The sequence below is a fragment of the Fibrobacter sp. UWEL genome (assembly GCF_900142535.1).
Taxonomy (GTDB): Bacteria; Fibrobacterota; Fibrobacteria; order Fibrobacterales; family Fibrobacteraceae; genus Fibrobacter.
Window position 1 is genome coordinate 12,945 of sequence record NZ_FRBE01000008.1, and the last position, 24,796, is coordinate 37,740.

At 49.0% G+C, this 24,796-nt stretch carries 18 protein-coding genes, 1 tRNA gene and 1 pseudogene; 13 read left to right on the forward strand and 7 right to left on the reverse strand.

What is annotated here, in order from left to right; all coding sequences use genetic code 11:
• The first annotated feature begins 73 nt into the window (after positions 1–73).
• Complete coding sequence (locus BUB59_RS06670) at positions 74–568, forward strand: glycogen-binding domain-containing protein (protein WP_073227458.1); 495 nt, start codon at positions 74–76, stop codon at positions 566–568.
• A gap of 157 nt (positions 569–725) precedes the next feature.
• A complete protein-coding gene (locus BUB59_RS06680) occupies positions 726–3,641 on the forward strand; it encodes a CotH kinase family protein (protein ID WP_159433338.1) in 2,916 nt (971 codons plus the stop codon).
• A 16-nt stretch (positions 3,642–3,657) separates the two neighbouring features.
• Here the strand turns inward: BUB59_RS06680 and BUB59_RS06685 are convergent, their stop codons facing one another.
• The 3 genes and pseudogenes from BUB59_RS06685 to BUB59_RS06695 all read right to left on the reverse strand — a co-directional run bounded on the left by BUB59_RS06685 (position 3,658) and on the right by BUB59_RS06695 (position 6,865).
• Positions 3,658–4,932: an ATP-binding protein gene (locus tag BUB59_RS06685; protein WP_073227465.1), complete on the reverse strand. Its 1,275-nt coding sequence runs from the start codon at positions 4,930–4,932 to the stop codon at positions 3,658–3,660.
• Between the two features lie 86 nt (positions 4,933–5,018).
• Positions 5,019–5,252, reverse strand: a pseudogene (locus tag BUB59_RS06690) (hypothetical protein); the annotation flags it as partial.
• A gap of 44 nt (positions 5,253–5,296) precedes the next feature.
• Positions 5,297–6,865 (reverse strand): hypothetical protein, encoded by a 1,569-nt coding sequence (locus BUB59_RS06695; protein WP_073227472.1) that lies wholly within the window; start codon positions 6,863–6,865, stop codon positions 5,297–5,299.
• A 491-nt stretch (positions 6,866–7,356) separates the two neighbouring features.
• Between BUB59_RS06695 and BUB59_RS06700 the strand changes: the two genes are divergently transcribed.
• Both BUB59_RS06700 and lysA read left to right on the forward strand, forming a co-directional pair.
• Positions 7,357–8,403, forward strand: a complete 1,047-nt coding sequence (locus tag BUB59_RS06700) for a PDDEXK nuclease domain-containing protein (protein WP_073227477.1) — start codon at positions 7,357–7,359, stop codon at positions 8,401–8,403.
• A 181-nt stretch (positions 8,404–8,584) separates the two neighbouring features.
• Positions 8,585–9,847: a diaminopimelate decarboxylase gene (gene lysA, locus BUB59_RS06705; RefSeq protein WP_073227480.1), complete on the forward strand. Its 1,263-nt coding sequence runs from the start codon at positions 8,585–8,587 to the stop codon at positions 9,845–9,847.
• A 91-nt stretch (positions 9,848–9,938) separates the two neighbouring features.
• On the opposite strand, the gene BUB59_RS06710 is transcribed toward lysA, so the two are convergent.
• Positions 9,939–10,388: a hypothetical protein gene (locus BUB59_RS06710; RefSeq protein WP_143160263.1), complete on the reverse strand. Its 450-nt coding sequence runs from the start codon at positions 10,386–10,388 to the stop codon at positions 9,939–9,941.
• 173 nt (positions 10,389–10,561) lie between these two features.
• On the opposite strand from BUB59_RS06710, the gene BUB59_RS06715 reads away from it, so the two are divergent.
• The 3 genes from BUB59_RS06715 (at position 10,562) to BUB59_RS06725 (ending at position 13,794) form a co-directional block, all read left to right on the forward strand.
• Positions 10,562–11,728: a ribose-phosphate diphosphokinase gene (locus tag BUB59_RS06715; protein ID WP_073227487.1), complete on the forward strand. Its 1,167-nt coding sequence runs from the start codon at positions 10,562–10,564 to the stop codon at positions 11,726–11,728.
• Positions 11,729–11,878: 150 nt separating this feature from the next.
• Entirely contained in the window at positions 11,879–13,270 is a 1,392-nt protein-coding gene (gene nhaA / locus BUB59_RS06720) for a Na+/H+ antiporter NhaA (protein ID WP_073227490.1), read from the forward strand.
• 167 nt (positions 13,271–13,437) lie between these two features.
• Positions 13,438–13,794, forward strand: a complete 357-nt coding sequence (locus BUB59_RS06725; RefSeq protein WP_083540210.1) for a GIY-YIG nuclease family protein — start codon at positions 13,438–13,440, stop codon at positions 13,792–13,794.
• Here BUB59_RS06725 and BUB59_RS06730 read toward each other — a convergent pair.
• From BUB59_RS06730 to BUB59_RS06740, 3 genes are read right to left on the reverse strand one after another with little or no spacing between them, the layout of a single operon-like run.
• A complete protein-coding gene (locus tag BUB59_RS06730; protein WP_234979978.1) occupies positions 13,733–14,512 on the reverse strand; it encodes a sulfite exporter TauE/SafE family protein in 780 nt (259 codons plus the stop codon). The two genes, BUB59_RS06725 and BUB59_RS06730, sit on opposite strands and share 62 nt — an antisense overlap.
• Entirely contained in the window at positions 14,509–15,792 is a 1,284-nt protein-coding gene (locus tag BUB59_RS06735) for a cell envelope integrity TolA family protein (protein ID WP_073227493.1), read from the reverse strand. The genes BUB59_RS06730 and BUB59_RS06735 overlap by 4 nt, the downstream gene beginning before the upstream one ends.
• A gap of 47 nt (positions 15,793–15,839) precedes the next feature.
• Positions 15,840–19,316: a transglycosylase domain-containing protein gene (locus BUB59_RS06740; RefSeq protein ID WP_083540211.1), complete on the reverse strand. Its 3,477-nt coding sequence runs from the start codon at positions 19,314–19,316 to the stop codon at positions 15,840–15,842.
• A 95-nt stretch (positions 19,317–19,411) separates the two neighbouring features.
• On the opposite strand from BUB59_RS06740, the gene BUB59_RS06745 reads away from it, so the two are divergent.
• The 6 genes from BUB59_RS06745 to BUB59_RS15355 all read left to right on the forward strand — a co-directional run bounded on the left by BUB59_RS06745 (position 19,412) and on the right by BUB59_RS15355 (position 24,795).
• A tRNA-Ser gene (locus tag BUB59_RS06745) sits at positions 19,412–19,500 on the forward strand.
• Between the two features lie 366 nt (positions 19,501–19,866).
• Positions 19,867–20,751 carry an Rpn family recombination-promoting nuclease/putative transposase gene (locus BUB59_RS06750; protein WP_073227497.1) on the forward strand — a complete coding sequence of 295 codons (885 nt, stop codon included), beginning with the start codon at positions 19,867–19,869 and terminating at the stop codon, positions 20,749–20,751.
• 50 nt (positions 20,752–20,801) lie between these two features.
• Entirely contained in the window at positions 20,802–22,001 is a 1,200-nt protein-coding gene (locus BUB59_RS06755) for an FISUMP domain-containing protein (protein WP_159433339.1), read from the forward strand.
• A gap of 207 nt (positions 22,002–22,208) precedes the next feature.
• Complete coding sequence (locus BUB59_RS06760; protein WP_073227503.1) at positions 22,209–23,144, forward strand: PD-(D/E)XK nuclease family transposase; 936 nt, start codon at positions 22,209–22,211, stop codon at positions 23,142–23,144.
• 80 nt (positions 23,145–23,224) lie between these two features.
• Positions 23,225–24,469 (forward strand): FISUMP domain-containing protein, encoded by a 1,245-nt coding sequence (locus tag BUB59_RS06765; protein WP_073227506.1) that lies wholly within the window; start codon positions 23,225–23,227, stop codon positions 24,467–24,469.
• A gap of 155 nt (positions 24,470–24,624) precedes the next feature.
• Positions 24,625–24,795, forward strand: a complete 171-nt coding sequence (locus BUB59_RS15355; RefSeq protein WP_159433340.1) for a hypothetical protein — start codon at positions 24,625–24,627, stop codon at positions 24,793–24,795.
• Position 24,796 lies beyond the last annotated feature (1 nt).

The window sequence follows — 24,796 nt, forward strand, 5'->3', positions numbered from 1 at the left end:
AAATTTGCAAAAGATTAGACAGATAAATATTTTTTTACTATTATTGCACGCAAATTAAACAAGGAGAAAAATAATGTCTAAAGGTACTAAGACTGTTGTAGCAAAGCCCGCTGCTAAGAAGGCTTGCGCAAAGCCGGCTGCTAAGGCTACCGAAAAGAAGGCTCCTGCAAAGGCTGCTGAAAAGAAGGTTGTTGCCAAGGCCGAAGAAAAGAAGGTTGCAGCAAAGGCTGCTCCCGCCAAGGCTGCCGCTAAGCCGGCTGCAAAGGCTGCTGCCCCCAAGGCCGCTGCTAAGCCCGCTGCAGAAAAGAAGGCTCCCGCTAAGAAGGCTGCTCCCAAGGCTGCTAAGAAGGTGGCTGTGGTTCTCGAAGCTGAATGCCCCCTGGCAACCACCGTTTCCGTTGCTGGTTCCTTCAACAACTGGATGGTTGACGTTGACATGCTGAAGAAGGACAAGAAGTCTGGTCTCTGGAAGATCAAGCTGGAAGTCCTCCCCGGCGAATACGAATACAAGTTCGTTTGCGACGGCAAGAACTGGGACGAAGGTGCCAACAAGGTCATCAAGGCTTAAATAGATAAGGGAAGGCATCGCCCTCCCTAACACTCTCCTTTCCCAAACGTAAAGAGAGTGTTGATTTTTGAGAAGGTGTCTCCTAGGAGGCGCCTTTTCTTTTATATATTCAAGTTATCTTGTTCATAAAGATTGGTGGTTTTGGAAAATGAAGAGAATGAAATTTGCTTTTGCTGGCATTTTGAGTGCGCTGGCGTTAGGCCTTGGTGCTTGTGGCGACGAAAAAAGTTCTACGGCCCCGGAGGAGCAACCTTTGGGAGGACTGTCTTCGGATTCTGAAGAATCCTTGAGCTCCTCTAGTGCGGGGTACTCCGCAGGATCTATAGTCCCGAGTGTTTCCAGTTCATCTGTTGAGGGAACGTCTGAAGGTGCGTCGGCGGGTTCGTCAGAAGCATCGTCTAGTTCCGCTGCGGACTCTATGGCGAGTTCGTCAGGTTCCGTCGCAGACACGATTGCTGTAGTGGCAAAGCCCCCGGTGGTTTTTACCGAAGTGGATGTTGTGAACTTGTCTTACAAGGATGAGGAAGGCGGTGACGCCGGCTGGGTGGAAGTTTATAATCCTGCGGACACGGCGGTGAACCTGAAGGGATTTTACTTGACCAATACTTTGTCGGATCCCGCGAAGTTCAAGTTCGGTGATGTGGTGGTCAAAGCTAAGTCCCATATGATTGTGTATTTGTCCGGTAGAAACTTGCCTGACTTTGTGGCGCCCCACGATACCACAGATCTTTTGAGTTCCTATTGCGAAACGGAATCGGATGCGGTAAGTTATGCAGGTCGCGGTAATAGCGAAATCAAGCCGTTGCCGGGTCAGTCTGATTTTTGCTTTGTGGAAAACGGAGCCAACAGGGCTGGCGCCCAGTATATTCCCGTGAAGGGAACTTTGGGCTATTATGTTCTGGCCTTGACTATCGGCGCAACGGAAAAGGGCGCGACGGACAAGGAGAAGGTTCCTGTAGATCTTTCCAATGTAAATATGTTCCAGATGAGGGCCTATATTCCCGAAGGCCATTCCATCAACTTCAAGCTGACCCAGAAGGGCTTCCGCGATGTGAAGGGCTGGACCAAGATTTTGGAAGGCACGGGCGATTCCAACACGGTTTATTCCATCAGGCCTACGCTCCACACGGACTATCCTAACATGGCTCAAATTACGGGCGTTCGCCTGGATATTGATAACCACGATTCCATTGCGAAGAATATTAAGGTTTTCAGCTACATCGCCTATAGCCGCGGTCATGAACCTCATGCTAATTTCAAGTCCAAGAAGGAAGGCGGTTCCCTTTACTTGTTTAACGGCGAAAAACAGTTGGTGGATTCTGTGATGTATCCTGCGGCTGTCATTGGAAAAACCTGGTCTTTGGAAGTCGCGACCGGCGCTGGTTCAGACGGCGCGAAACGTTGGGGCTTTGCCGCTGCAACTCCTTACGGCGCAACAGCTGGCGCAGTGGAAAACGCAGCATCACAAAATGCGAAAACAGAATTCCCCAACTCCGGTTTTTATTCAAAGGCATTTAGTATTGCGTTTGGAAGCGCCGACGATTACCGCTGCGAAAAGGGCGGCACTGTTCCTACGGCCACGAGCCCGCTGATGGCTGCTGAATTGAAGATTGATACCACCACGGTTTTGCGTTGCGCTACTTTTACCGACGGCGCAGTTCCTGGTAATGTCATCAATCGCACTTACATTTTCGAGGAACAGCCAACGGTTGCCTCCGTGTTTATTACTGGAGATCCCCTGCAGATGTTCCATGCGGATTCCGGCTTGTTCAAGAACGAGAATTTCTGGGGCGACAAGGAAATTCCTGTGAACATCGAATTGCTGGAACCGGGGAAAACTGCGCCTGGTTTTAGCGAGAATGCAGGCCTTGCCATGAGCGGTAACGCCACCCGCACCTGGGCCAAGAAATCTGTGGAAATCACCTTCCGCGAAAAGTACGGAAAGAACAAGCTGGATTACGCGCTGTTCCCGGAATTCCCCAACCTGAAAAAGTTCAAGAGTTTCAAGCTCCGCAATAACGGAAATAATTTCCACTTTGACTACATTCGCGATATGCTGGCATCCTCCATTACGGAGGGTCTGGGCGTTGATTACCAGCACGGCCGCGCTTCTATCGTTTTCTACAACGGTGAATACTACGGCATCCATAACATCCGCGAATCTTCCAACAAGAATTACTACTTGGCCAACTACAACTTGGACGGTGATCAGATTGATTTGCTGATCAGTTCCGGTGACGTGGCCACAGGTTCTCCGGTGGATTTCAGGGATTTGACCAACCTGCTGTTGACTTCGAAAATGACCGACGAGGATTTGGAAAAAATCAACGAACAGCTGGACTTGAACAACCTAATCAATTACTACGCTGCAGAAATTTTTGCAGACAACCGCGACTGGCCCGGCAACAACCGAAAGATCTGGCGCAGTAAAAATCCCAAGACTGCCTGGAAGTGGTTTATGTTCGATACGGATATGGCTTTCGACAATACCCAGAGCAAGTTGACAGGAAATATTTTCGAGTTTGTCACAGCTGAAAATTCCGGCTGGCCCAACAATCCTGAGTTTACTCTGCACCTGCGCATGTTGCTGAAGAATGAAAATTTCAAGGCCGCATTTATCAACCAGATTGCAACCACACTTTGTATGAACTTTAGTTCAGAACGAGTGGTTGCCCGCATGAATAAATTGCAGGGCGACATCTCCGCAGAAATTGCCCGCGATCAAAAGCGCTGGAGCAAGAACGTTGCTACCATGACAGAACACGAAGGCAGAATCAAGACCTTCGCCACCACCCGCCAGGATGTGGTCCGCAGCGAAATGCAGGAACACTTCGCCTTAGGCGAAATGGTTGACGTAACTCTCGCAAGTTCCGGCAACGGCACCGTGCAAGTTCATTACTTGCCGCTGGATAAATCCTCCCAGAAAATAAAGTTTTTCAAGGGAACGCCCGTGACACTCACTGCCGTTCCCAAGGACGGTGCCATGTTTACTGGCTGGAGCGATGGCATCAAGGACGCAACTCGCACCATTGATCCTACGGATGGCTTGAAGGTGACTGCGAACTTTAAGTAAGCCGTAATCGCTTGTTCTAATTAAGCATCCAGTCGATGGCTGATTGGATGCTTATTTTTTTGTTTTGTACTAGAACCTCGCGGCTTTCGTTAAATGCAATCAAGGTCAGCTTTTCGCAGTCGCACTTGCTTGCAGCATTAACAAGCGCAGATGTTTCTCTCTTGAAACTTTTTTCTGTGCTGATGTCATAGGCGACTTGCACAAGCTCTACAACTTTTCCTTGGCTGCATACAGCAAAATCAACTTCCTTAGATTGTGTAGTGGGCTTGTAGAAATAAACATCCTGAAAATCTTTGGCCGCCCTTCGCAGCAATTCTATGAAAACTACGTTTTCCAGACGCCACCCGAGATTTTCTGGGGAGAGAATATCTTCGCGATTGTCAATAATGCCGGTGTCGACGACATAGCTTTTTTGGTTGCGAAGACGTTCCTTGCTTTTGAAGGTATGCTTGCTTAAAAGGCAAATCAAAAAAGCTTGCTTTAGGTAGTCAACGTATTTGGCGATGGTAGTTGCGCTCAATTCAAATTGTTTTGCGATTTCCTTGTAGTTAATCTCCTGACAATTATTGTTGATGAAATGATTCGCAATGGTTTGCAGAACTTCGGCGTTTCGGATGTTGAATCTGTGCTTGATGTCTTTTTGGATAATCGATGTGATTAAACTTTGTATGTAAGCTCGCTTATTTTTGATGGACTGCAGTTCTGGAAAACCGCCGTCGTGCAGGTATTTGTTGAACGCGATCTTTCTTGCGGCATCGGCCTTGGTGGTGACGCCACTAGTTTCAACATTGTGAAACTTGCAGTATTCAGCAAACGAGAATGGGTAAAGTTTTATTTCGTTGTAGCGGCCTGTAAGGTGGGTAGCAAGTTCGCTGCTAAGGAGTTTTGCGTTTGAGCCTGTAACAAAAACTCGCATTCCAGATCTCAGGAGCCTGTTCACGAAAAGATGCCAGCCGTCGACGTTCTGAATTTCATCTAGGAATACGTACTTAATGTCTGTTCCATAAATCTGGTATAAGGCGCAGAGAAGTTTGTTCAAATCCTCTGTGGAAATCCCATAGAGACGGTCATCATCAAGGTTCGCGTAAGCGTACAAAATGTTATTGCTCTTTAGTGCCTTATGGCAAAGTGTAGATTTTCCACTGCGTCTAACGCCGATGACCACTTGGGCCAAGGCAGAATCAAACTCAAATAGAGATTCCTCAAAACGTGGCACGAGGGAAGATGTATCCATGTTCAGGATTTCTTCTTTCTGTTCGGCAAGCACCTGCAAAATGACATTGTCTTCCATATCTCTGTTCCTTAGTGTGCTAAAATATAATTTTCAGAGTGATAAAGTGTGCTAAAATTTAATTTTTGAGTGTTAAAAGTGTGCTAAATGGAGTTTTCAACAACTCGTTCATCAATATCTTGCGGATTTCGTTCGCCAAGCTCTTCAACATTGATGAAGTCCAGCAGGTATTCATCCTTGAACATTGAAATCGCTTTTTGTGCATTTTTGGCATTTTCTAATTCGCCAGCCGTTGGCTGACGATTTAAAATTGGATTCCATTCTTCAAAGAATTGTCTCATATTTTTGATATTTGATGCAGAAAATCCCCGCAAACCGGGCTAATCTTTTCCATATTTCACTTTGCGCTCATGAACAATAATCCTTATAGTGTCTGGCAGAATTCATAAAATTCGTCGTTTTCCACATAGGCACGAACTAAATCCTGTACTCCATCTGAATTGATACTGACACGAACCATGGGATAATAACGTTCAAATTTTTCTGGATGCGTTTCTATATTCTTAAAAATTTTCTCCCATGTATCCTTCATCAAACGAAGGTTTTTGTTCTGTAAGGCAAAATATTTGAACATTTCCTCAAATTTTTTCTTTGAAATTTCAGCATAATATTCTTCCTTAGTTGCCGCCTTATAAAATTCAATCCATTCTTTAATTTGCTCTAGGAGTTTTGGGCATATTGAATCGCCCTTTTCGTAAAAAGGAAGGTGGTTATAATCTGCAATATCGTATTTTTCTTTTTCAGCTTTTTGTTCTGCGTTAAATTTGTCGTGAACGTCATTCAGCAGGGTGCAATTATCGGGTCTCGCCGAGGCGTTCTTTTTTAAATATTCTTCAACAATTTTTTCTACATCACATTTTGTGCCGATGACAGATGCAAGTTGTTGCTTCAACTCATCAAGGGGAACAAAACGATCAACATTTTTATTCCTCGCTCCCATAAGGAATACGCTTGCAAATTGTTTTTCTACACACATTGTTTCGCCGGAGGCTTCATCTACATCTAGGCAGTTGTGTAAATCTTTTTTCTGCACATGGATATTCGTCTCTAGAATATGATTTAAGAACATCTCGTATGGGTTGCCGGTTTTGTCGTTGCCCAGCAAACTTTCGGGGTTCATGGCGACAAACTCTTCGCAAACAACGGAAACGGGAATAGGGTAGGCGAGGATGTCCCGAATACTCCTAGAAAATCCATACGTTCCAAGTCCATTTCCATTCAGTTTTGCTCTGACAAAATCGCGTTTTGCGGACTCGTCAAACCTTTGTTCAATAAAATCAAAGTATTCCTTGTTCTTTGGACCTAGATAAGTGGCTTCGAAAGTTAGAATACGTTTTTCATTTTCTATTGGAAGTTTAGACACCCGTTCGAAAAGGCGGTTCAAGTCGCAGCGTAAAGGTGTCTTAATCGGTGTTTTCAGATAACGATTTGCTTCTTCAATTGCATAATAGCATTGACCGTAGGTAATATCGCCAGAGCAAATTGCTTCCCCATTCAAACGATCGTCCAGTAAGCAACCTATGGCAAGTAGCGCCATATGGTATGGCTCACCTTGAGTTTTGCTTCCAAAGTATTCATGAAGGTTATTAATGGAGGGGTTCTCAAAATTGACAATACCATGTTGTGCAAGAACGTACATCAACGGGTCGGCGTATTCTTCCGTTGGATCAGATTCGGGAATTCTTCTAGGAAGAAAATGGTCTTCTGCAGTCCTCAAAAAAGTTCCGTCGCCTATTGTAAGCCAGCCAAGTCGACCGTTAATTTCCCTTTCTTTACTGTGTGTTAGACAGTAAATTTTACGATCAAACTTTTTTATTTCATCGTATTCTACGAGGTTGAATTTTTCCACTAGAGTTAGGGTTTCTTCGTATGCCTTTTCCCACTGTTCCGGAGAGACCTTATTAGATACGTTTAAATGAATAAAAACGCCCATATTATTTCCTTATGATGACAAACCATACCCAAGGCCTCCATGGACTTTGGGTACGACAAGTCAATACAACACACGCTTGGCGTGCATTGGTTAAAACAACATTTTTTGGTTAATGGTTCGGTATCAAAATACCGAGGATGTGTTTGCCATTTCGCAGGCGGAGGCCCACTCCCCTAATCAGCCGCGTCACTCGCTGATCCGATTCCTGCTTTCTTTACCGCTAATGTCAAACGATGCAACTGCCGCGCTGGGACTTGGAAGCTAAACCTTTCGGAAAAAACTTCACACCACTATCACACGGATTATCTTCGTCGGCAGTTAATATAAACTCATTCCAAATGGTTGTCAAGAGGGACTAAGAAATTACAAATCTTTAACAAAGTAACCCTTGCAAGATTTTTTGAAAAATCTATTGTTTATCCCGAGCGTTACGAAATGTCTCCTGAACACCTGATAAGAATCAGGTGTTTTTTCAATTTAAAGGAGATACTATGGCCAAACAAAAATCCAATATTCTGCCACAAGATTACACTACTTGGGTTTGCGAACTCAAGAAGCGTTATGCTCAATCACAAATCAAGGCATCCATTGCCGTCAACGGCGAACTGATTGGCTTTTACTACAGTTTAGGCCGCGATATTCAGCAGAAGCAATTTCAGAATACTTATGGCAGCGGGTTTTATAAAAAACTTAGCGAAGACTTGCGCCGTGAAATTCCAAATGCCAAGGGGTTTTCGCCTACGACTTTGAAATATGCGGTGTATTTCTATGACTTGTACAAAGATTTTGTAGATGGACAAAATCGTCCACAACTTGTGGACGATTTGAAGAAAATTCCTTGGGGACATCATCGCTTTATCATCGATTCCTGCAAAGGATCCCCTAAAAAGGCTCTATTCTTCGTAAAAAAGACCATTGAAAACAACTGGTCCCGTTCCGTGTTGCTCACGTTTCTTGATACGGATTTGTATGAGCGTGAAGGTCGAGCTGTTACAAATTTCACCACGACTTTGCCCAAGGCGCAGGGAGATTTGGCTCGTGAATTGACTCGAGACCCGTATTGCTTTGACTTTGTGGAAGTTCGTGGCGATTTTGAGGAGCGGGAACTGAAAGATGCTCTGCTCAAGAATATTGAAATGTTCATGATGGAACTTGGCCGTGGTTTTGCCTACATGGGGCGAGAATACCGTTTGATGGTTGGCGAAACGGAGCAGTTTTTGGATATGCTCTTTTACAACACTAGGTTGCATTGTTATGTGGTGGTTGAAGTGAAAACAGGAAAGTTTGAACCTGCGTACATTGGACAGCTTAGCACTTATGTGGTGGCCGTGAATCACCTGTTGAAAACTCCGGAAGACAAGCCCACGCTTGGAATTTTGGTGTGCAAGGACAAGGACGAAATTCTTGCGCAGTATTCTTTGGAGGGAACTGTCAATCCCATTGCCATTTCGGAATTTGAATTGGCCAAGATTTACCCGAAGGATTTCAAGAGCAGTCTGCCCTCTATCAAGGAACTGGAAGATGGATTAAGGGGATGACTTATAAATCGTTGCGGCTTCTGTTAGGGACCGAAGTGGCGCAGCCATTCGAACGGGTTTACGTTTTTTGTAAGATGAAACTATAAACCCGGTTGAACGAAATGTTTTTGCTAGATCCTTCGACTTCGCTTCGCTCCGCTCAGGATGACACCGGGCGAAGTTTTTCTAAATTTCGCGCCATATGAAGAACACTAATATCCCCGAAGAACAGTTTGTGAAGGCTGCCGCTCAGTTCGGCACCCCGCTTTGGATTTACGACCGCGCAACTATCGAACAGCGTTGCAAGGAAGTGAAGGTTTTTGATAACGTCCGCTTTGCCCAGAAGGCATGCCCGAACCTGAGCGTGATCTCCTTGGTCCGCAAGCAGGGTTGCGTGGTGGATGCTGTGAGCGCTGGCGAAATCGTGCGCGCTCTCAAGGCCGGCTACAAGGGCGGCTGCGAAAAGGGTAAGGTTCCCGAAATCGTCTACACTGCCGACATCTTCGACAAGGACGCCCTGGAATTGGTGAAGGAACACAACATCGCTGTGAACGTTGGTTCTCCCGACATGATCCAGCAGCTGGCTGATGCAGGCGTCAAGTCTGAATTGACTATCCGCGTGAATCCGGGTTTCGGTCACGGTCATTCCCGCAAGACCAACACCGGTGGCGATCTTTCCAAGCACGGTATTTGGCACGAACAGATCAAGGACTGCGTGAAGCTTGCCCAGGCAAACGGCATGTGGATCACTGGTCTGCACATGCATATCGGTTCCGGTTCTGATTTTGAACATCTGGCATCTGTGGCAGAGGCAATGTGCGACGCAAGCCGTCGTCTCGGTTCTCACCTGCGCACCATCAGCGCTGGCGGTGGCCTGCCCATCGAATACCACGAAGAAAACAAGGGCCCGCATATCGACATGCAGGCTTACTATGGCATTTGGGACAATGCCCGCAAGAACATCCAGCAGAGCATCGGTCACGACGTTCATCTGGAAGTGGAACCGGGTCGTTACCTGGTTGCAGAAAGCGGTTACCTCATGGCAGAAATCCGCGCTGTGAAAAAGCAGGGCGATAACTTGTTCTACATCGTGGACGCTGGCTTTACCGACCTGGTTCGCCCCAGCTTCTACGGTTCCTACCATCAGATCTCTGTCATCGCCCGCGATGGCCGCGAACTGAACGAAACTGTTGATGCTGTTGTTGGCGGCCCGCTGTGCGAATCCGGTGACGTGTTCACTCAGGAAGAAGGCGGTTTCGTTGTGACTCGCAAGCTCCCGAAGGCTAAGGTGGGCGACCTGTTGGTTCTCCACGACGCAGGCGCTTACGGTGCAGCAATGTCCAGCAACTACAACAGCCGTCGTTACGCTGCCGAAGTGATGTACACTAACGGCGAAATGAAGGTTGTCCGCGAAAGACAGAGCTGGGAACAGTTGCTGCAGAACGACAGGATTATCGAGTTCTAATTAGATCCTTCGACTCCGCGCTACGCGCTTCGCTCAGGATGACATTTAAAAGGCCGGCGGTAATTCCGTCGGCTTTTTCATTGTTTGAAGTTTATTCTGCGAGGGGTGATTTTTGCCAGGGGTCGTCATATGCTGGCTTAGACTTTCTTGCGGGGTCAGGTTCCGCGTCCTTGTATTTGGGAGGTGTGTCGTCGGTTCCTTCGTAAAGTTCCGGGGGAATCCCTCCGTCATCTCGGTTGTAGGGTTCCAGGTCTCCCAGCAGGAACCAGCGGAACAGGCCCACGGTCCCGCCAATGGCGACTCCGCCTACAAATCCTGCACCTGCCAGGACCAGTCCAAGTACTGCCAGTTCAGCACCTTCGTCGCTTTCTGCTGCGGCACCTCCAATTGCTAAACAAGCTAATCCTGGCAGAGAGCCATAGGTACCTCCATAAGAGGCGTATCGAGCGATGGGATTTGTGGAATTATAGGCGCAACCCGTTGTGCCTAATAATACAGAACAGCATATCAAGATGCTTAATATCTTCGTAAACCTAACCATATCATAAAGTTACAAAAAAATAAGGGGTAAAAAACAAGGGGTAATTCCTTTCTAGGGTGTGCTTGGGGGCGAAACGATTATGAATATAAAGGTATTTGTAAGTTGAAACCTGTAGGAATTCATTCTATATTTCACTATACAAACCTCAAAAAACCTTAAAACAAGGCAATCTTATGTCAGATCGTTTTATCGTGACCGGTAACTTCACCGATGATCCGTTTGCCATCGACATGGCTCAGTACATCGGTCTCCGCGAAGACATTTCCGACGTGGTCTCCCTGAAGACTTTCGCCAACTCCGAATTCTGCCCCCGCTATATGCTGGACGCCGACGACTTGGAACATATCGGCCATCGTCTGGAAGGCAAGATTGTTTTGATTTGCTCTGTTTCTAACCACGAACGTAGCCGTAACGACTACGCCATGCGCAACATGATCCTGGCTCGCGCCGCTAAGGACAATGGCGCAGAACGCGTGGTTCTGGTTGAACCGGACCTGTTCTACTCCGCACAGGACCGCGGTCCTCATCGTATCGGCGAACTGGAAAAGGATCGTCCGGATATCGACCTGAAGAAGTTCGATGGCCAGGCATTCACCAGCATGCTTTACGCTGAATTGCTGAAGAAGTCCGGTGTGGACGCTGTGGTTACTTGCCACAACCACTCCATCAAGGTTCAGAACCTGTTCTCCGATATTTTCGAAGGTCACTTCCACAACCTGATTCCTACCGACGTTTATGCACATTACATCAAGAACAGCAACTTCGTGCAGTGCGGTAAGGACGGTAACAACCTGGTGATCGTCTCTCCGGATAAGGGCGCTCGCCCCTTCATGAACGCTGTATACGATGCCCTCCAGCTCCCCGAATGTAAGCGCGTGGTGATGGACAAGGTCCGTACCGGCGAACGTGAAATCTCCATGACCTTCAACCCGGAACTTTCCGACATCAGCATCGACGAAATCGAAGGCAAGGACGTGATCGTATTCGATGACATGGTCCGTACCGGTACTACCATCGTGCAGTGCTGCGAACACATCAAGAAGGGTAACCCCAACCGCGTGTGCTTCGGCGTCACCCACTTCCACACCAGTGCAGAAGCTCGTGAAAAGCTGAACAGCCCCGCTATCGACGAAATCCTTACCACCTCCACTCTTCCGGATATCATGAACCGTGACTGCCAGGGTCGTCTGCGCAAGAAGCTCACTATCCTGAAGCTCGGCAAGTGGATGGCTCGCCACATCATGCAGATGTACGGTCTGGATGACGGTCGCTTCGAACGCGACTTCTACAAGATCGACATGTCTTCCAAGAATCCTCGTTGGCCGCCTCAGCAGTTCTAATCAGCGCTGCGGTATACGACCACAAAACCGTTTATCGGAAAGAATGCCTCGGATGTCAAAATCCGGGGATTCTTTTTTTATATCGAGAAAAAATTTGATTATCTTTTAATGCATAAGGCTGAATATTAAAACAATCAACCATAGGTGTCTATGTCCGCAAAAGTGACCAGCAGCGACAAGATCGAAGATTTGATCCCGGAAACCCCGGTTCGTAAGATTTTAACCCCCATCGAACGCTTGATGCAGGTGGAAACCACCGGCGGCATCGTTTTGATTATCATGACGGTTGCGGCCCTCCTGTGGGCAAACCTGGGTATCCATAGTTACGAACATGTGTGGCACCTGCCTTTTGCCATTAACATTGCTGGCCACGACCTGGCGACCCTCCTGGGCATCCATCACGGATTTACCCTCCACTGGCTTATTAACGACGCCCTCATGACCATCTTCTTCTTCAACATTGGTCTTGAAGTGAAGGGCGAAATGACCTACGGTGAACTTCACGATCCCAAGGCAGCAAGCCTTCCTATCCTTGCGGCTGCTGGCGGTATGCTGTTCCCGGCTTTGATTTTCCTTGGCGTAAACGCTGCTACCGGTACCGACGCTTCCCGCGGTTGGGGTATCCCTACGGCAACGGATATTGCCTTCGTGGTGGGCTGTATGGCGATCCTTGGCAAGAAGGTTCCCCACGCTCTCCGCGTTATGATCCTGACCTTGGCCATTGCGGATGATATTGGCGCAATTCTTGTGATTGCCATCGGTTACCCCAGCGGTGACGGCATTGTGTTTGGCGCCCTGGGCGCAGCCTTTGCTTTGCTGGTTCTCATTAACGTTCTGTTCCGAATTGGCGTCCGCAATATGTTCCTGCATGGGATTATTGGTGTCGCTGTATGGGCATTCTTCGTAAAGTCCGGCGTTCATCCCACTATTGCTGGTGTGCTGCTGGGCCTTTCCGTACCTGCCAAGGCTGTGGTCACTAGCGGTAAGATCCGCGGTTTTGTTACTGGCATGGACCATGTTCTTTCCGGCGAATCTCAGGACAGCAACGAAAAGTACCGTGTGCTGAGCCTCCTGAGACAGAGCGCTTCCGAAAGTATTTCCCTCCAGGAACGCCTCTACAAGCCCCTGGTACCTTGGGTCAACTTCTTTATCATGCCCCTCTTCGCTCTGGCTAACGCTGGCGTAGAAGTCAAGCTGGGTGGCGTAGAAGTTCCTGTCATGGGCGCTGTTGCTCTGGCTCTGATCTTCGGTAAGCCTATCGGTATTTTCGTCTTCAGTTTCCTGGCTGTAAAGATTGGCATTTCCAAGCAGCCCAGCTATAGCTGGAAGGTGCTGTGGGGCGGTGGCATGCTGGCCGGTATCGGCTTCACCATGGCCCTGTTCGTGGCAAGCCTCGCCTTCGATGTGGGCGACCGTCAGGACTCCGCCAAGCTGGGTATCCTGCTGGGATCCTTCAGTGCCGCAATCCTCGGTACCATCTACATGAGCCTGGTCTCCAAGCCCAGTAAGGATGAACCCGAAGGTGGTCACGGACATCACTAAGATTTAAATCGCGGGCTTCGGCCCGCTTTTTTTAATTATGAGTTACGAATTATGAATTACGAACTCATAACTCATAACTCATAACTCATAACTCATAATTCATAATTCATATCTCGTATCTCGTAACTCATAACAAGTAATTCCTCCTCGTGTCACACTTCGTCTATATGCTTCGTTGTTCTGGAGGCCGCATCTACACGGGCTATGCGGTAGATGTCCAGGCGCGCTACCAGCAGCACTGTACCGGCAAGGGGGCGCGGTTTACCAAGGCTTTCCCGCCGGAGTGTATCCTCAAAACATTTGAGCTGGAGTCCAAGGAACTGGCCCTACGCCTGGAAGCTCGAATCAAGAAGCTGGACAAGCCCCAGAAGGAGCGGCTGACCGCAGGGGACGAGGTGCTGGAACAGTCCTTGTTCAGCGGGCTGTCCGAGGTTCTTAAACCGAAAAAGAAACGCAAAAAAATTATTTCTGCAAAATCAAATCCACGATCAGGTAGATCGCAAGGGCGATGCTGCAGACGCTGATGAAGTTCTCGATGAACTTGTTGCCTTTCTTGCGCTGGAGGGCGCTGCCGAAGTATCCGCCGCACCAGGCGCCTGCGGACATGACGATGGCGATGGGCCAGTTCACCTTTCCGGCGACGGCGAGGGCTGCGGTGCTCACAATCAGGAATACGGTGGTAAGGCAGTTCTTCAGGGCGTTAACGTGAATGGGGTCCAGGCCGGTGTAACGGGTGAGGCTGAAAATCTGGACGAAGCCCACGCCGATTTGCACGATGCATCCGTAGATGGATACCAGGGCGAATCCGATGGCGCCTCCAGGAGTCAGTTTTTCGGGAGGTGTGGCAGGGGGCTTGCCGAAGATATCCTTGCGCAGTCTGCTCATGATGACCACAAGACAGATGGCGCCGGCGATCACTGCCTGGAAGGCCTTGTCGCCGATGCTCACCAGAAAGAAGACGCCAATGCATGCGCCCACTAAAGAGGGGAGGAACAGCTGCTTGAACAGTTTCTTGTTCAGGTAGCCGTGCTTGGACAAGTTGTGGACGCTGCTGATGTTTCCGATAATGAGGCCGATGCGGTTGGTGCCGTTTGCCACGGTAGGAGGAATTCCCAGGAATATCATGATGGGAAGACTTAAGGAACTACCGCCGCCAGCGATGCTATTGATGAGGCTAACTACGGCTCCCAGGATAAAGAATGCGGCGTACTGGCCGTATTCCCACCAACCTGCGTCAATCACTTTGCCATTTCCTTTTCCAGGAAGTTCTTGTTGTCCTGAACCTTCTTGATCAAGGTGCTTTCGGGATATTCACCCAGGCACTTGTCCAGCGGTTCGATGGCGGCCTTCATCAGGTCCTTCTTCTTGGCGGTGTCCTTCTGCTTCTGGGCCTTGGCGAACAGCTGGGACGTTTCCTTACGTTGGGCGTTGCAGAATGCGTCTGCCAGCTGGACGTACTTTTCCATGGCTTCCTTGCGGAGAGTGCTTGCCTTTAACTTGTTCAGAAGTTCCTTGGCCTGGGCATACTTCTTGGCGGCCATCAGCTCGTCGGCTTTCTTCATGGCTTCGGCCGGATCGTTCTTTTCCCAATACTTGGCGTCCTCGGAATCGGTAGCCTGGGCGAGTCCCTTGATGTAGTCGATGAGGGCCTGAATCTTCAGCTGTTCCTCAAAGTCGCGATGGCGCATCTGGAAATCCGTTGCACGCTGCTCGGCTTCCGCAAACTTTGCCTGCTGTTCAGCCAGAGCCTTGATGGAAGCCATTTCCTTCTGGGCACGCTTCAAGGTGTTGTTGTAAGCGATCTGCTTCTGTTCCTTGGCGAACTGAGTGAGGGAATCGCCGGGAGCCAGGGAAATCAAGCTGTCCGCTGTTTCTGCCACCATGCTGTAGGCGGTCTGCACGCGGTTCATGTTGATGATCTGCATGACCAGCGGTTCAAACTGCTTGGCCAGTTCTGCATTGGTTTTTCCAAATTCCTGGAGCAGGGAGTCGGCGGTCTGTTCCCACTGATTCCACAGGGGCTTGATAATGCGAAAACGCTGCAAGTAGGTGACGGCGGAGTCTACCAGACCCTGTTTGTACAAAGTATCGGCGTGTGCGAAAATCTGGTGTGCCAGAGCGGGGAAGTCCTGATAAGGATCCGGTGCGACAGTCTTCTTTTCCAATTCCGCAGGCTGTACAGTCTCGGGTTCCTTGGAAGTGCTGGGAGACTTCGTTTCTTGAGAAACCTCGCTGGTCTTTGCCGCAGGTTGTGCTTCCGGCTTGGCGGTCTTTACTTCCGGTTCTGCGGCCTGTTTTGCTTCGGGCACGTTCTGCACTGCGGGCTGCTGCACCGCCGGCTGTTCCGTGGGGTTGCTTGTTACCGCGGTTGTTTCCGTCGGGTTGTCCTGAGGAATGTTCTGGACGGGTACGTCGGTGCAGGGGGCAGGCGTGCCGCCTGCACAAGCAGTCAGCAGTGTGGCTGCCGCAGCAACCGCCAGACTCTGCAATTTCTTCACGTTCTTTGTAATTCTCTTATCCATAAACCTAAACCAAAAAATTTCAAGTTCTGTTCCGCATCATCCAGCGGTTATTCTGCTTCGATGGGGACGAACATCTTCTTGCCGTCAAAGTCTGCAGGCAAATCCCATTCGTCATCGCTGGAGGCCTTGGGCGCAGGTGCCGGAGCGGCAACAGGGGCTGCGGCAGGAGCGGGTGCGCTTGCTGCGGGCTGTGCGGTGGCTGCGGGTGCGTCAACAGTCGCAGCTGCGGCGGTGGCAGGAACTTCGCTGGCAGAACCTTCGCCTGCGACAGGCTGCGGAGTGCTAGCAGCGGGTGCTGCGTTTGCCTGTTCAGCGGCTGCCTGGGGAACTGCAGGTGCGCTTTCTGCGGTGGCTTCAGCGGGCTGTTCCGTTGCGGGAACTTCAGGAACTGCGGGTGCAGTGTTCATCATTTCCATGCTGGTCATGATGCCAATTTCCGCTGCGCTTTCTGCAGCAAATTCGTGAACCTGGGGCGGAATAAATCCCGGCACGTCCAGCCAGGGCATGGGACGTCTTTCGGTAGCTTCGCCGCTGGCAAGTGCGATACCCGTCATGGGGTCCACCATCAGTTCGCCTCTCTGCTTCTTAAGAATCAGCGGGACTTCCTTTGCCAGCTGGGACGGAAGATCCAGGAAGTCTACCTGATAGGGAGTTCCCAGCACGCGGATTTCGTCGGTGGCGAAAGATGCCCACTGGGGGAGGCCACCATAGGCGCCGGAAATGCGAGTGCGGCCCACCTTCATGGGCTTGTTATTATCGAAGCCCACATAACTGCCGATAGCGACGACGGATTCCGCAGTGGCGCCGCCCAAGTCCTTGTTGTAAGTGGGGATGGCGCCTAGGAAGGCCACGTTCTTGTAATCGTTGGTGGTACCGGTCTTACCAAAGACAGGATAACGCCAGGTGGTACCGTTATCAGGTGCGGAGACCGTGATGTTGTTGTACTGGCTGCGGGCGGTACCGTTCTGGAATACGGAATGAAGCATGGCTGCCATCTGGGTGGTGACGTTTTCATCCAGGATGGTCTTGCTTTCGATGGAATCCGTGAAGATCACGTTACCGTTGCGGTCCTTGATTTCCTTGATCAGGCAGGGCTCGGTCCAAACGTCTCCACCGCTCTTGCACTTGTAAATCTTGCCGGTAAGAATCGTCTGGTAGGCAGTGGTGATGTCGGACAAGGGAATGTCGTTTACACCCAGCGGCATACTGAACACCTTCTGCAGTTTCTGCTGGATACCGATTTCCTTGGCGAAACGTGCGAACTCAGCCATCGCAAGAGAGCGCCTGTAGTCGGGCCAGTAGCGAATCTGGTCTGCTTCCAGATAATTCTTTTCCTTGTCCACCTGTTCCATGGTGATGTTCAGGCGCTTGAAGTCTGCCAGAGAGAAGCTGCCGAACAGCAGTACGGAACTGAGGGGCTGTAAGGTATCTGCCACATCCGGGTCCAGTTCCTTGATTTCGCGGGCTCTCAGGATTTCGCTATAGCGCTTGAAGTTGTGGTTGATGTAGCGGGTTCTTTCCGGATCCTTCTTGGCTTGTTTCAGGGCTAGATCGTTGTACGTACCGTAACGCAGGTTCTGAAGAGCGCGGGCTGTTTCTTCCTTACCTTCGGACATGTACTGGTTAACAAGCTTTTCCTTTGCCTTACTGAACTCAATTTCCTGACGGACGTTGTCGTTCATGGTCAGGCCGAACTTATCGCGCAGGCGAATGAAGTAAGCCTTCTGGTCTTCGTCCGGTTTCTGGGAGTAATTGTTCTCGTCAGCCACGCCCTGGAATTCTTCCGGTGAAAGCTTGTCCAGCAGGTGTTCCAGCAGCCAGATACTTGCAACGTTTTCGGATCGGGTGGCGGCCCAGGCGATGCTCACAACGTCACCCTTGTTCTTGTGGTCGGGACGGGGGTAGTAGAACTGGTTGGTGAACTGGAATACGTTAAAGTCATTTTCCAGAACGTCCTGGTAATTCCAGTTGTACTTGATGGCGAGGGCATAAAGCAGGGGTTTCCAGCTGGAGCCCAGCTGACGCAGTGCCTTAAAGCTACGGTCGTAACCAGTATTGTGGAAACCGCCCTGGCTTGCAATGACCTGACCGTCCTTAATGGCCAGGAGGCCACCCTGGAGCACCGGTTCCGTTTCAATCTTACAGGGGACGGCGCCATTCACGGGCTTATCGTCCAGCACGCTTACCAGAATGATGGTGCCAGTGGAAATGTTTCCTGCGAAAACCTTGTCTGCGTCGGCACCAGTCTGGGTGTTAAAGCTCTTGAGAGCCGCTTCGTTGATTTCGCCCTTCAGCTGTCCGAAGCTTACGGTAATGGAACTGATCTTGCCCTTGGCGTTGGTGGTAATTTTTTCCACGGCGCCATAGAGATAATCGCCCTTTCGGGCCTTACTTGCCTTGGTAATGTACTGGGCCTTGGGGAACACGAATCCGCCCAGCTGAAGCTGCAGGTTACTGATGTTTGCCTGGAGGGCGCGCTTGGCTGCTTCCTGGGATTCCTGGTTCACGGTGGACACGATGGTCAGCTGAGCCTTGTGCCAGTCATCAATATCCTTGCTCTTGAAAAATTCGGTGAAATAATCACTGTTCAGTCGTTCTTCCACGCGTTCCAGGATCGTACTCATGGTGAAGCGGAAGTTGCCGTGCTTGAATTCCAGAGGCTTGCTCAGTTCCTTGTCCATCTCTTCCTGGGTGATGTACTTCTGGTCCACCATACGTCCCAGAACATAGCGCAGACGTTCCTGGCCACGCTTCAGTGCGCGCTGGCGGCGTTCCTCGTTCTTCTGGATAAAGGGGTCATAGTTGAAGGGGCCCTTCACGGAACCTGCGATAAAGGCGCATTCCCCAAGAGTCAGTTTGTCCTTGGGAGCCTTGCTGAACAAATCCTTGTCGAAGAAATACTGGGCGGCGATGGCTACACCCTTGCCGGTGCCGGAGACATGGAACTGGTTCAGATAGAATTCCAGAATTTCTTCCTTGGAGAAGTGGGTTTCCATGCGCAAGGCATTGATCAGTTCCTTCCACTTTTCCTTGATGGAACGTTCCTCGCGGCCAAAGATATTCTTCACGGTCTGCTGGGTAAGTGTGGAGCCGCCCTGACGCATTTTTCCGTTCTTCACGTTGCTGAACATGGCACGGGTAAAGCCGGAGAAGTCAAATCCCACATGGTTCCAGTAGTTTGCGTCTTCCGCTGCAATGAGGGCGTTCACCACATTGGTGGGAATATCGCCGTAGGGGAGGTACAGACGATGGTTTGCATCGAAGAAGGCGCCCAAAAGGGTGTCCCCGTTATCGTAATAGACACGAGTTTCACCGGAAAGCACCTGCATGATGGTTTCGCGATTGAACTGGTTGTCCGGATCTCGGGCGGGCAGGATCTTGAAAACTACGATATAGGCAGGAATACAGCAGATCAGACCCACCAGGGCGAATGCTGCTATGATCTTGAAAAACTTTCTTACGGTGGCGATGCTGAAGAACTTGGTCTTGGCAGCCACTTTTCTCTTCTTTTTTTGGTCGGCCATGGGAAAATTCCGTATATATATGGTAAAATTTAGGTATTTTCGGATTACCCCTTGAAAAAATCGGGATAAATATCTAAAATTAGAGCCCCAAAGATGGGAAGATGGCCGAGCTGGCCGAAGGCGCGTCCCTGCTAAGGACGTATAGGACTTAATCCTATCGCGAGTTCGAATCTCGCTCTTCCCGCTGAAAAGCCCCAGATCGAAAGATCTGGGGTTTTTTCGTGCGCGAAGCGCACTAGACGCAAAGGGGGAACTCTGTTCCCCCCTCTGGACTCCCCCTTGCAAGCAGCCTCGTAATCAGGTAAGGACTCGGCTACTTGACTGCTCAAGATGTGTGTGGGAGTTGGTGTCACGGACTCCCCCTAACTAGCCTGTGGAATAAGTCGTCTGGTTGGTTCGTTATCGGCTAGCGAAGCGCACTAGATGCAAAGTTTACAGAACTTTTACGTAAAATAGAGAAATTTCCGGACCATTACCTCGTGTATAGATAAGTAGGGCAATTTCGCTCTGCGCCTTTGCGGGGGCGTTCCCGCTGGTATCGCATAGGTATATGGATAACAATCGTGATCACGACGGATTTTTCAAGTTCGTCTATTCGGTTCCTGTAAATGCTCGTGCCTTGCTGGAACTGAGCGCAAGGAACAACGGCAATTTGAGTCGCATGCTTGCCGATATTGATTTGGGGACTCTCGAGCGTTTGCCCAGCACTTACAATAACGTGGGCGAACGGGGTGAAGCCGATGTGGCGTTCAAGGCGAAGGCTGCCGGCAAGGACGTGTTCGTGGGCTTGCTTCTGGAGCACAAGTCCTACGATGACAACGCTGTCATTGACCAGATCGGGCGCTACATGTTTAACGTCATGGTGGATAAGAACAACACGGATTTCCGCTGGTTGCCTTCCAAGGCTGTGATTATCTACAACGGTCGCAAGGACTGGGACCCGCTGGCAACGTTCAGGAACAAGGAACGTGCCAAGTTCCAGGGCAATGATTTGCCCTTTGAATGTGTGCTGGTGAATCTCGCGGATATTGCGGATGAGGATATTTCCGCTTCAGAAAATCCGGAAGCCGCCCTGGGCGCGCTCATCATGAAGTATGCGTTTAACGCAAAGGCAATTGAGGAACGCCTTTCTCTGGTTGAGTCTTTGTTCGAAAAGATGCCTAATAATCTCCGCTCTTTGATGTTGGAGAAGATTAAGGTATATTTAGGAGAGTATATCAGCAAGGAGTACTTCATGGAACTGGAAAAGGAATTCGTGAGTATCGGCCAGAGGTTGGGATTCGAAAGCGCTGGCGATTATCGCCGGAAGCTCGAAAAGCAGGTCGCCAACCAGGCGAAGGAAATTTCCACGCTGGCGAATGAAAATTCTTCATTGACAAATGAAAACGCTGCACTTAGGGCCAGAATAGCCGAGTTCATGGCGAATAAGGCGTGACATTCTATCTATAAAAGCTCTGGGGAATCGTCCTCGGAGCTCTTTTGTTTTTGGCGGCATTGTTGCTGGGACTTGTTGCTTGCGGTGATGATTCTGGTACTGGTGCGAAGGACGACGATTCCTCTTCCTCCTCGAGTGTGGAAGAATCCTCCAGCAGTGTGGTCTCGAGTTCTTCTTCCGATGTCATCTCGAGCGAAGTCGAGAGATCTAGCAGCTCCGCAAAGAGTAGTTCTTCCTCCAGTGTCATCCCCGACCCCGATCGGGGATCTAGCAGTTCCTCTAGCAGTGTCGCAAAGAGCAGCTCCTCCGGCGATTCTGAGTACGATTTTGAATGGAACAATGCTTATGCTGTACTTGAAAATCCATGTAATGAATCTAATGAAGGAAAAGTTGGCAAAGCCTGGTATCGAAAAGACGAAGGTGTATTTGTTTGCAGCTATAATAAAAAAGATAAGGATTGGGAATGGACGCAGATAGGCGGCATTTCCTCCAGCTCCGCCAAGAGCAGCAGCTCTAGTGTAAAGGTTTCTTCTAGTAGTGTGTATGAACCCTATAATCATTATGATGATCTTGCCGGCAATACACACGTCGGTAGGGATCGTTATAAGCAGTTTACGGACTCCCGAAATGGCCGCAGCTACTACTACATTACCATTGTCGGTAAGGATACAAATAATGTGAAGGATTCTGTCACTGTGATGGCTGAAAACCTTAACATTGGTAAGGATGTGGCTGGCGTGGATGACCAGAACGATGATTCTGTAATTGAACGTTACTGCTATAAGGATGATACCACATATTGTGATGAATATGGTGGCTTGTACCAGTGGGCTGAAATGATGGACTTGCCCAGCCGTTGCAACACGGAAAGCTGTGCCGATTTGATTAAGGAAAACCACCAGGGAATTTGCCCTGATGGCTGGCGCTTGTTCACTGAAAATGATTTACACATTGTGGTTACATCTGAAGATAATGACGATGGGCTTAAAGGCCTTCGTTCCTCTGCTTTTACTGGATCCAATGCCTCTGGATTCTCATTGCTTGCCGCAGGAAAGAGAACCACCTATAGAAATCCTTTTGAACAAATAACTGAGACTGCCTATTGGTTTTATCCGCAGGAACCGGAATCTGAGTTGGAATGGGCTTATGCTGGGTTCATTGGTACCAGTAGTGCCTATTCGGACGGAGCTATGACAGAAAAGAAAAATGGTGAGTCCGTTCGTTGCGTAAAGCTAGAAACAGAAGAATAACCTCCGTCTCCTAACAACAATCCCATAAAAAGATTCTAGGGAACCCTCATGGTGAGGGCTTCCCATTTTTGCATTTGCGGACTACCACACGTTTTTTACAAGATTTTTACAGAAATCTTGGAAATTTTTCGGCAATCACATCGTGTATAGATATGTAAGGCCAGTCCGCCTTATGCCTTTGCGGGGGCGTTCCCGCCAGGAATCTATATGGCAACTTTTGAAGAAAAAGTCCAAAAGCAAGTTGAAATCATTAAACAGCGTACATTTCTGGATCCAACGCTGGACATGGTGTTCAAGAAAATCTTTTCTAAGGACGTGACGCTGATTCATTTTCTGAATGCGGTCCTGCATCCTACGGAAGATCGTAAAATCATTAGCATTGTGCGCAAGAAGCCTGCATCCTCGCTGATGTCTGCAATCGATACCGAGGAGGTTCGCTTTGATGTTCACGCAAGGCTTAACAACGGAACCTTTGTTGACCTCGAGATGCAGCGGGCTTGGCACGAGGATTTTGCTGATCGCATGGAACTTTATGCCGACCAGCTTTCCATCGAGTCAAAGATTCACTTTGATAGCCAGCGGACTGCCACGGAGAGGGCGGATCATCCTTACCTGATGCCCACTACCTACTCCGTGTGGATTTGCAATTTTCCTGTGAACTTCTGCGAGAGTTACCACGAGGAACTTGGGTTGTTTCGCTTTTCCAGCATCGGTGATCCGGACGCCTTGCCTGTATATAATAAAAAAAGGTATATTGTAATTGACTTGAGTAAGGTGGACGCCAAGGTACTTGACCTCAATACTGCGGAAACGGAATGGCTGGAACTGTTCACCAGGATGGCTTCGGCGAAGGCCGCTCCCAAGACCAGCGACCCCATCATCGCGGATGTCTACAGTCGCATGAAGGTAAGCCTCCACGAGAACAACTTTATCACGGAGATTGCAACAGGTATGGTAACAGAAGCTGAAATCAGTACCCGCATCGGAACCGCCCGCCGCGAAGGCAAGGACGAAGCAAGGTATGAAGACGCCGAGGCTTTCCTTCGCGAAGGGGATTCTATTGAGCGTGTGGCTCGCGTGCTCAAACTTCCTGTAGAAAAGGTCCAGGAGTTGGCGGACAAGATTAAAAACGCCAAGCAATAGATTATGGAAGCTCTGGGGAATCGTCCTCGGAGCTCTTTTGTTTTTGTTATTTTTTCCGCAGGTAAAAACAATTAGGGGTTATGATGAACATTTTGAAAAAGAGTTTGTTTTTGGCGGCATTGTTGCTGGGACTTGTTGCTTGCGGTGATGATTCTGGTACTGGTGCAAAGGACGATGATTCCTCTTCCTCCTCGAGTGTGGAAAAATCCTCCAGCAGTGTGGTCTCGAGTTCTTCTTCCGATGTCATCTCGAGCGAAGTCGAGAGATCTAGCAGTTCCGCAAAGAGTAGTTCTTCCTCCAGTGTCATCCCCGACCCCGATCGGGGATCTAGCAGTTCCTCTTGCAGCGTCGCAAAAAGCAGCTCCTCCGGCGATTCTGAGTACGATTTTGAATGGAACAATGCTTATGCTGTACTTGAAAATCCATGTAATGAATCTAATGAAGGGAAAGTTGGCAAAGCCTGGTATCGAAAAGACGAAGGTGTATTTGTTTGCAGCTATAATAAAAAAGATAAGGATTGGGAATGGACGCAGGTAGGCGGCATTTCCTCCAGCTCCGCCAAGAGCAGCAGCTCTAGTGTAAAGGTTTCTTCCAGCAGTGTGTATGAACCCTATAATCATTATGATGATCTTGCCGGCAATACACACGTCGGTAGGGATCGTTACAAACAGTTTACGGACTCCCGAAATGGCCGCAGTTACTACTACATTACCATTGTCGGTAAGGATACAAATAATGTGAAGGATTCTGTCACTGTAATGGCTGAAAACCTGAATATCGGTAAGGATGTGGCTGGCGTGGATGACCAGAACGATGATTCTGTAATTGAACGTTACTGCTATAAGGATGATACCACATATTGTGATGAATATGGTGGCTTGTACCAGTGGGCGGAAATGATGGACTTGCCCAGCCGTTGCAATACAGAAAGCTGTGCCGATTTGATTAAGGAAAACCACCAGGGAATTTGCCCTGATGGCTGGCGCTTGTTCACTGAAAATGACTTTAACATTGTTGCAAAATCAGACGATAATGACGATGGGCTTAAAGGCCTTCGTTCCTCTGCTTTTACTGGATCCAATGCCACTGGATTTTCATTGTTGGGCGCAGGAAAGAGAAACACCTATAGCAATCCTTTTGAACAAATAACAAAAGCTGCTTATTGGTTCTACCCGCAGGAGTATGAAGGTGACGAAAATAAGGCTTATACAGGCTTTGTATCAACTTCTAGCATCTATCCGGATGGATCTAGAACAGTGAAAAAAAACGGTCTCTCCGTTCGTTGCGTAAAGCTAGAAACAGAACCGTCTTCTGTATCGGAATAGTTTTTAGGACCGGTTTATAAGCCCAAAAACTCGTTTTAGGGGCTTTTTATTCCGAATTGGGTGCGTTTTCCGGGGATATTGTCCGTTTTTTGCTTGACTTTTGGGCTTTTTATTGTGATATTATATCGGAATTGTTTCTATTCTAAGGAGTTCTTATGAAATTGTCCAGTTTTATCACCGGTTTGGCTGTTGGTGCTGTTGCTGCTCTGTTTGTTTCCAAGAAGCTGAACGAATGTGACTGCGATGATGATTGCGAATGCGATTCTCAGGAAAATGCATCTGAAGAAAAGTCTTCTGACGACGATTCCATTCCTGAAAACATCTAAC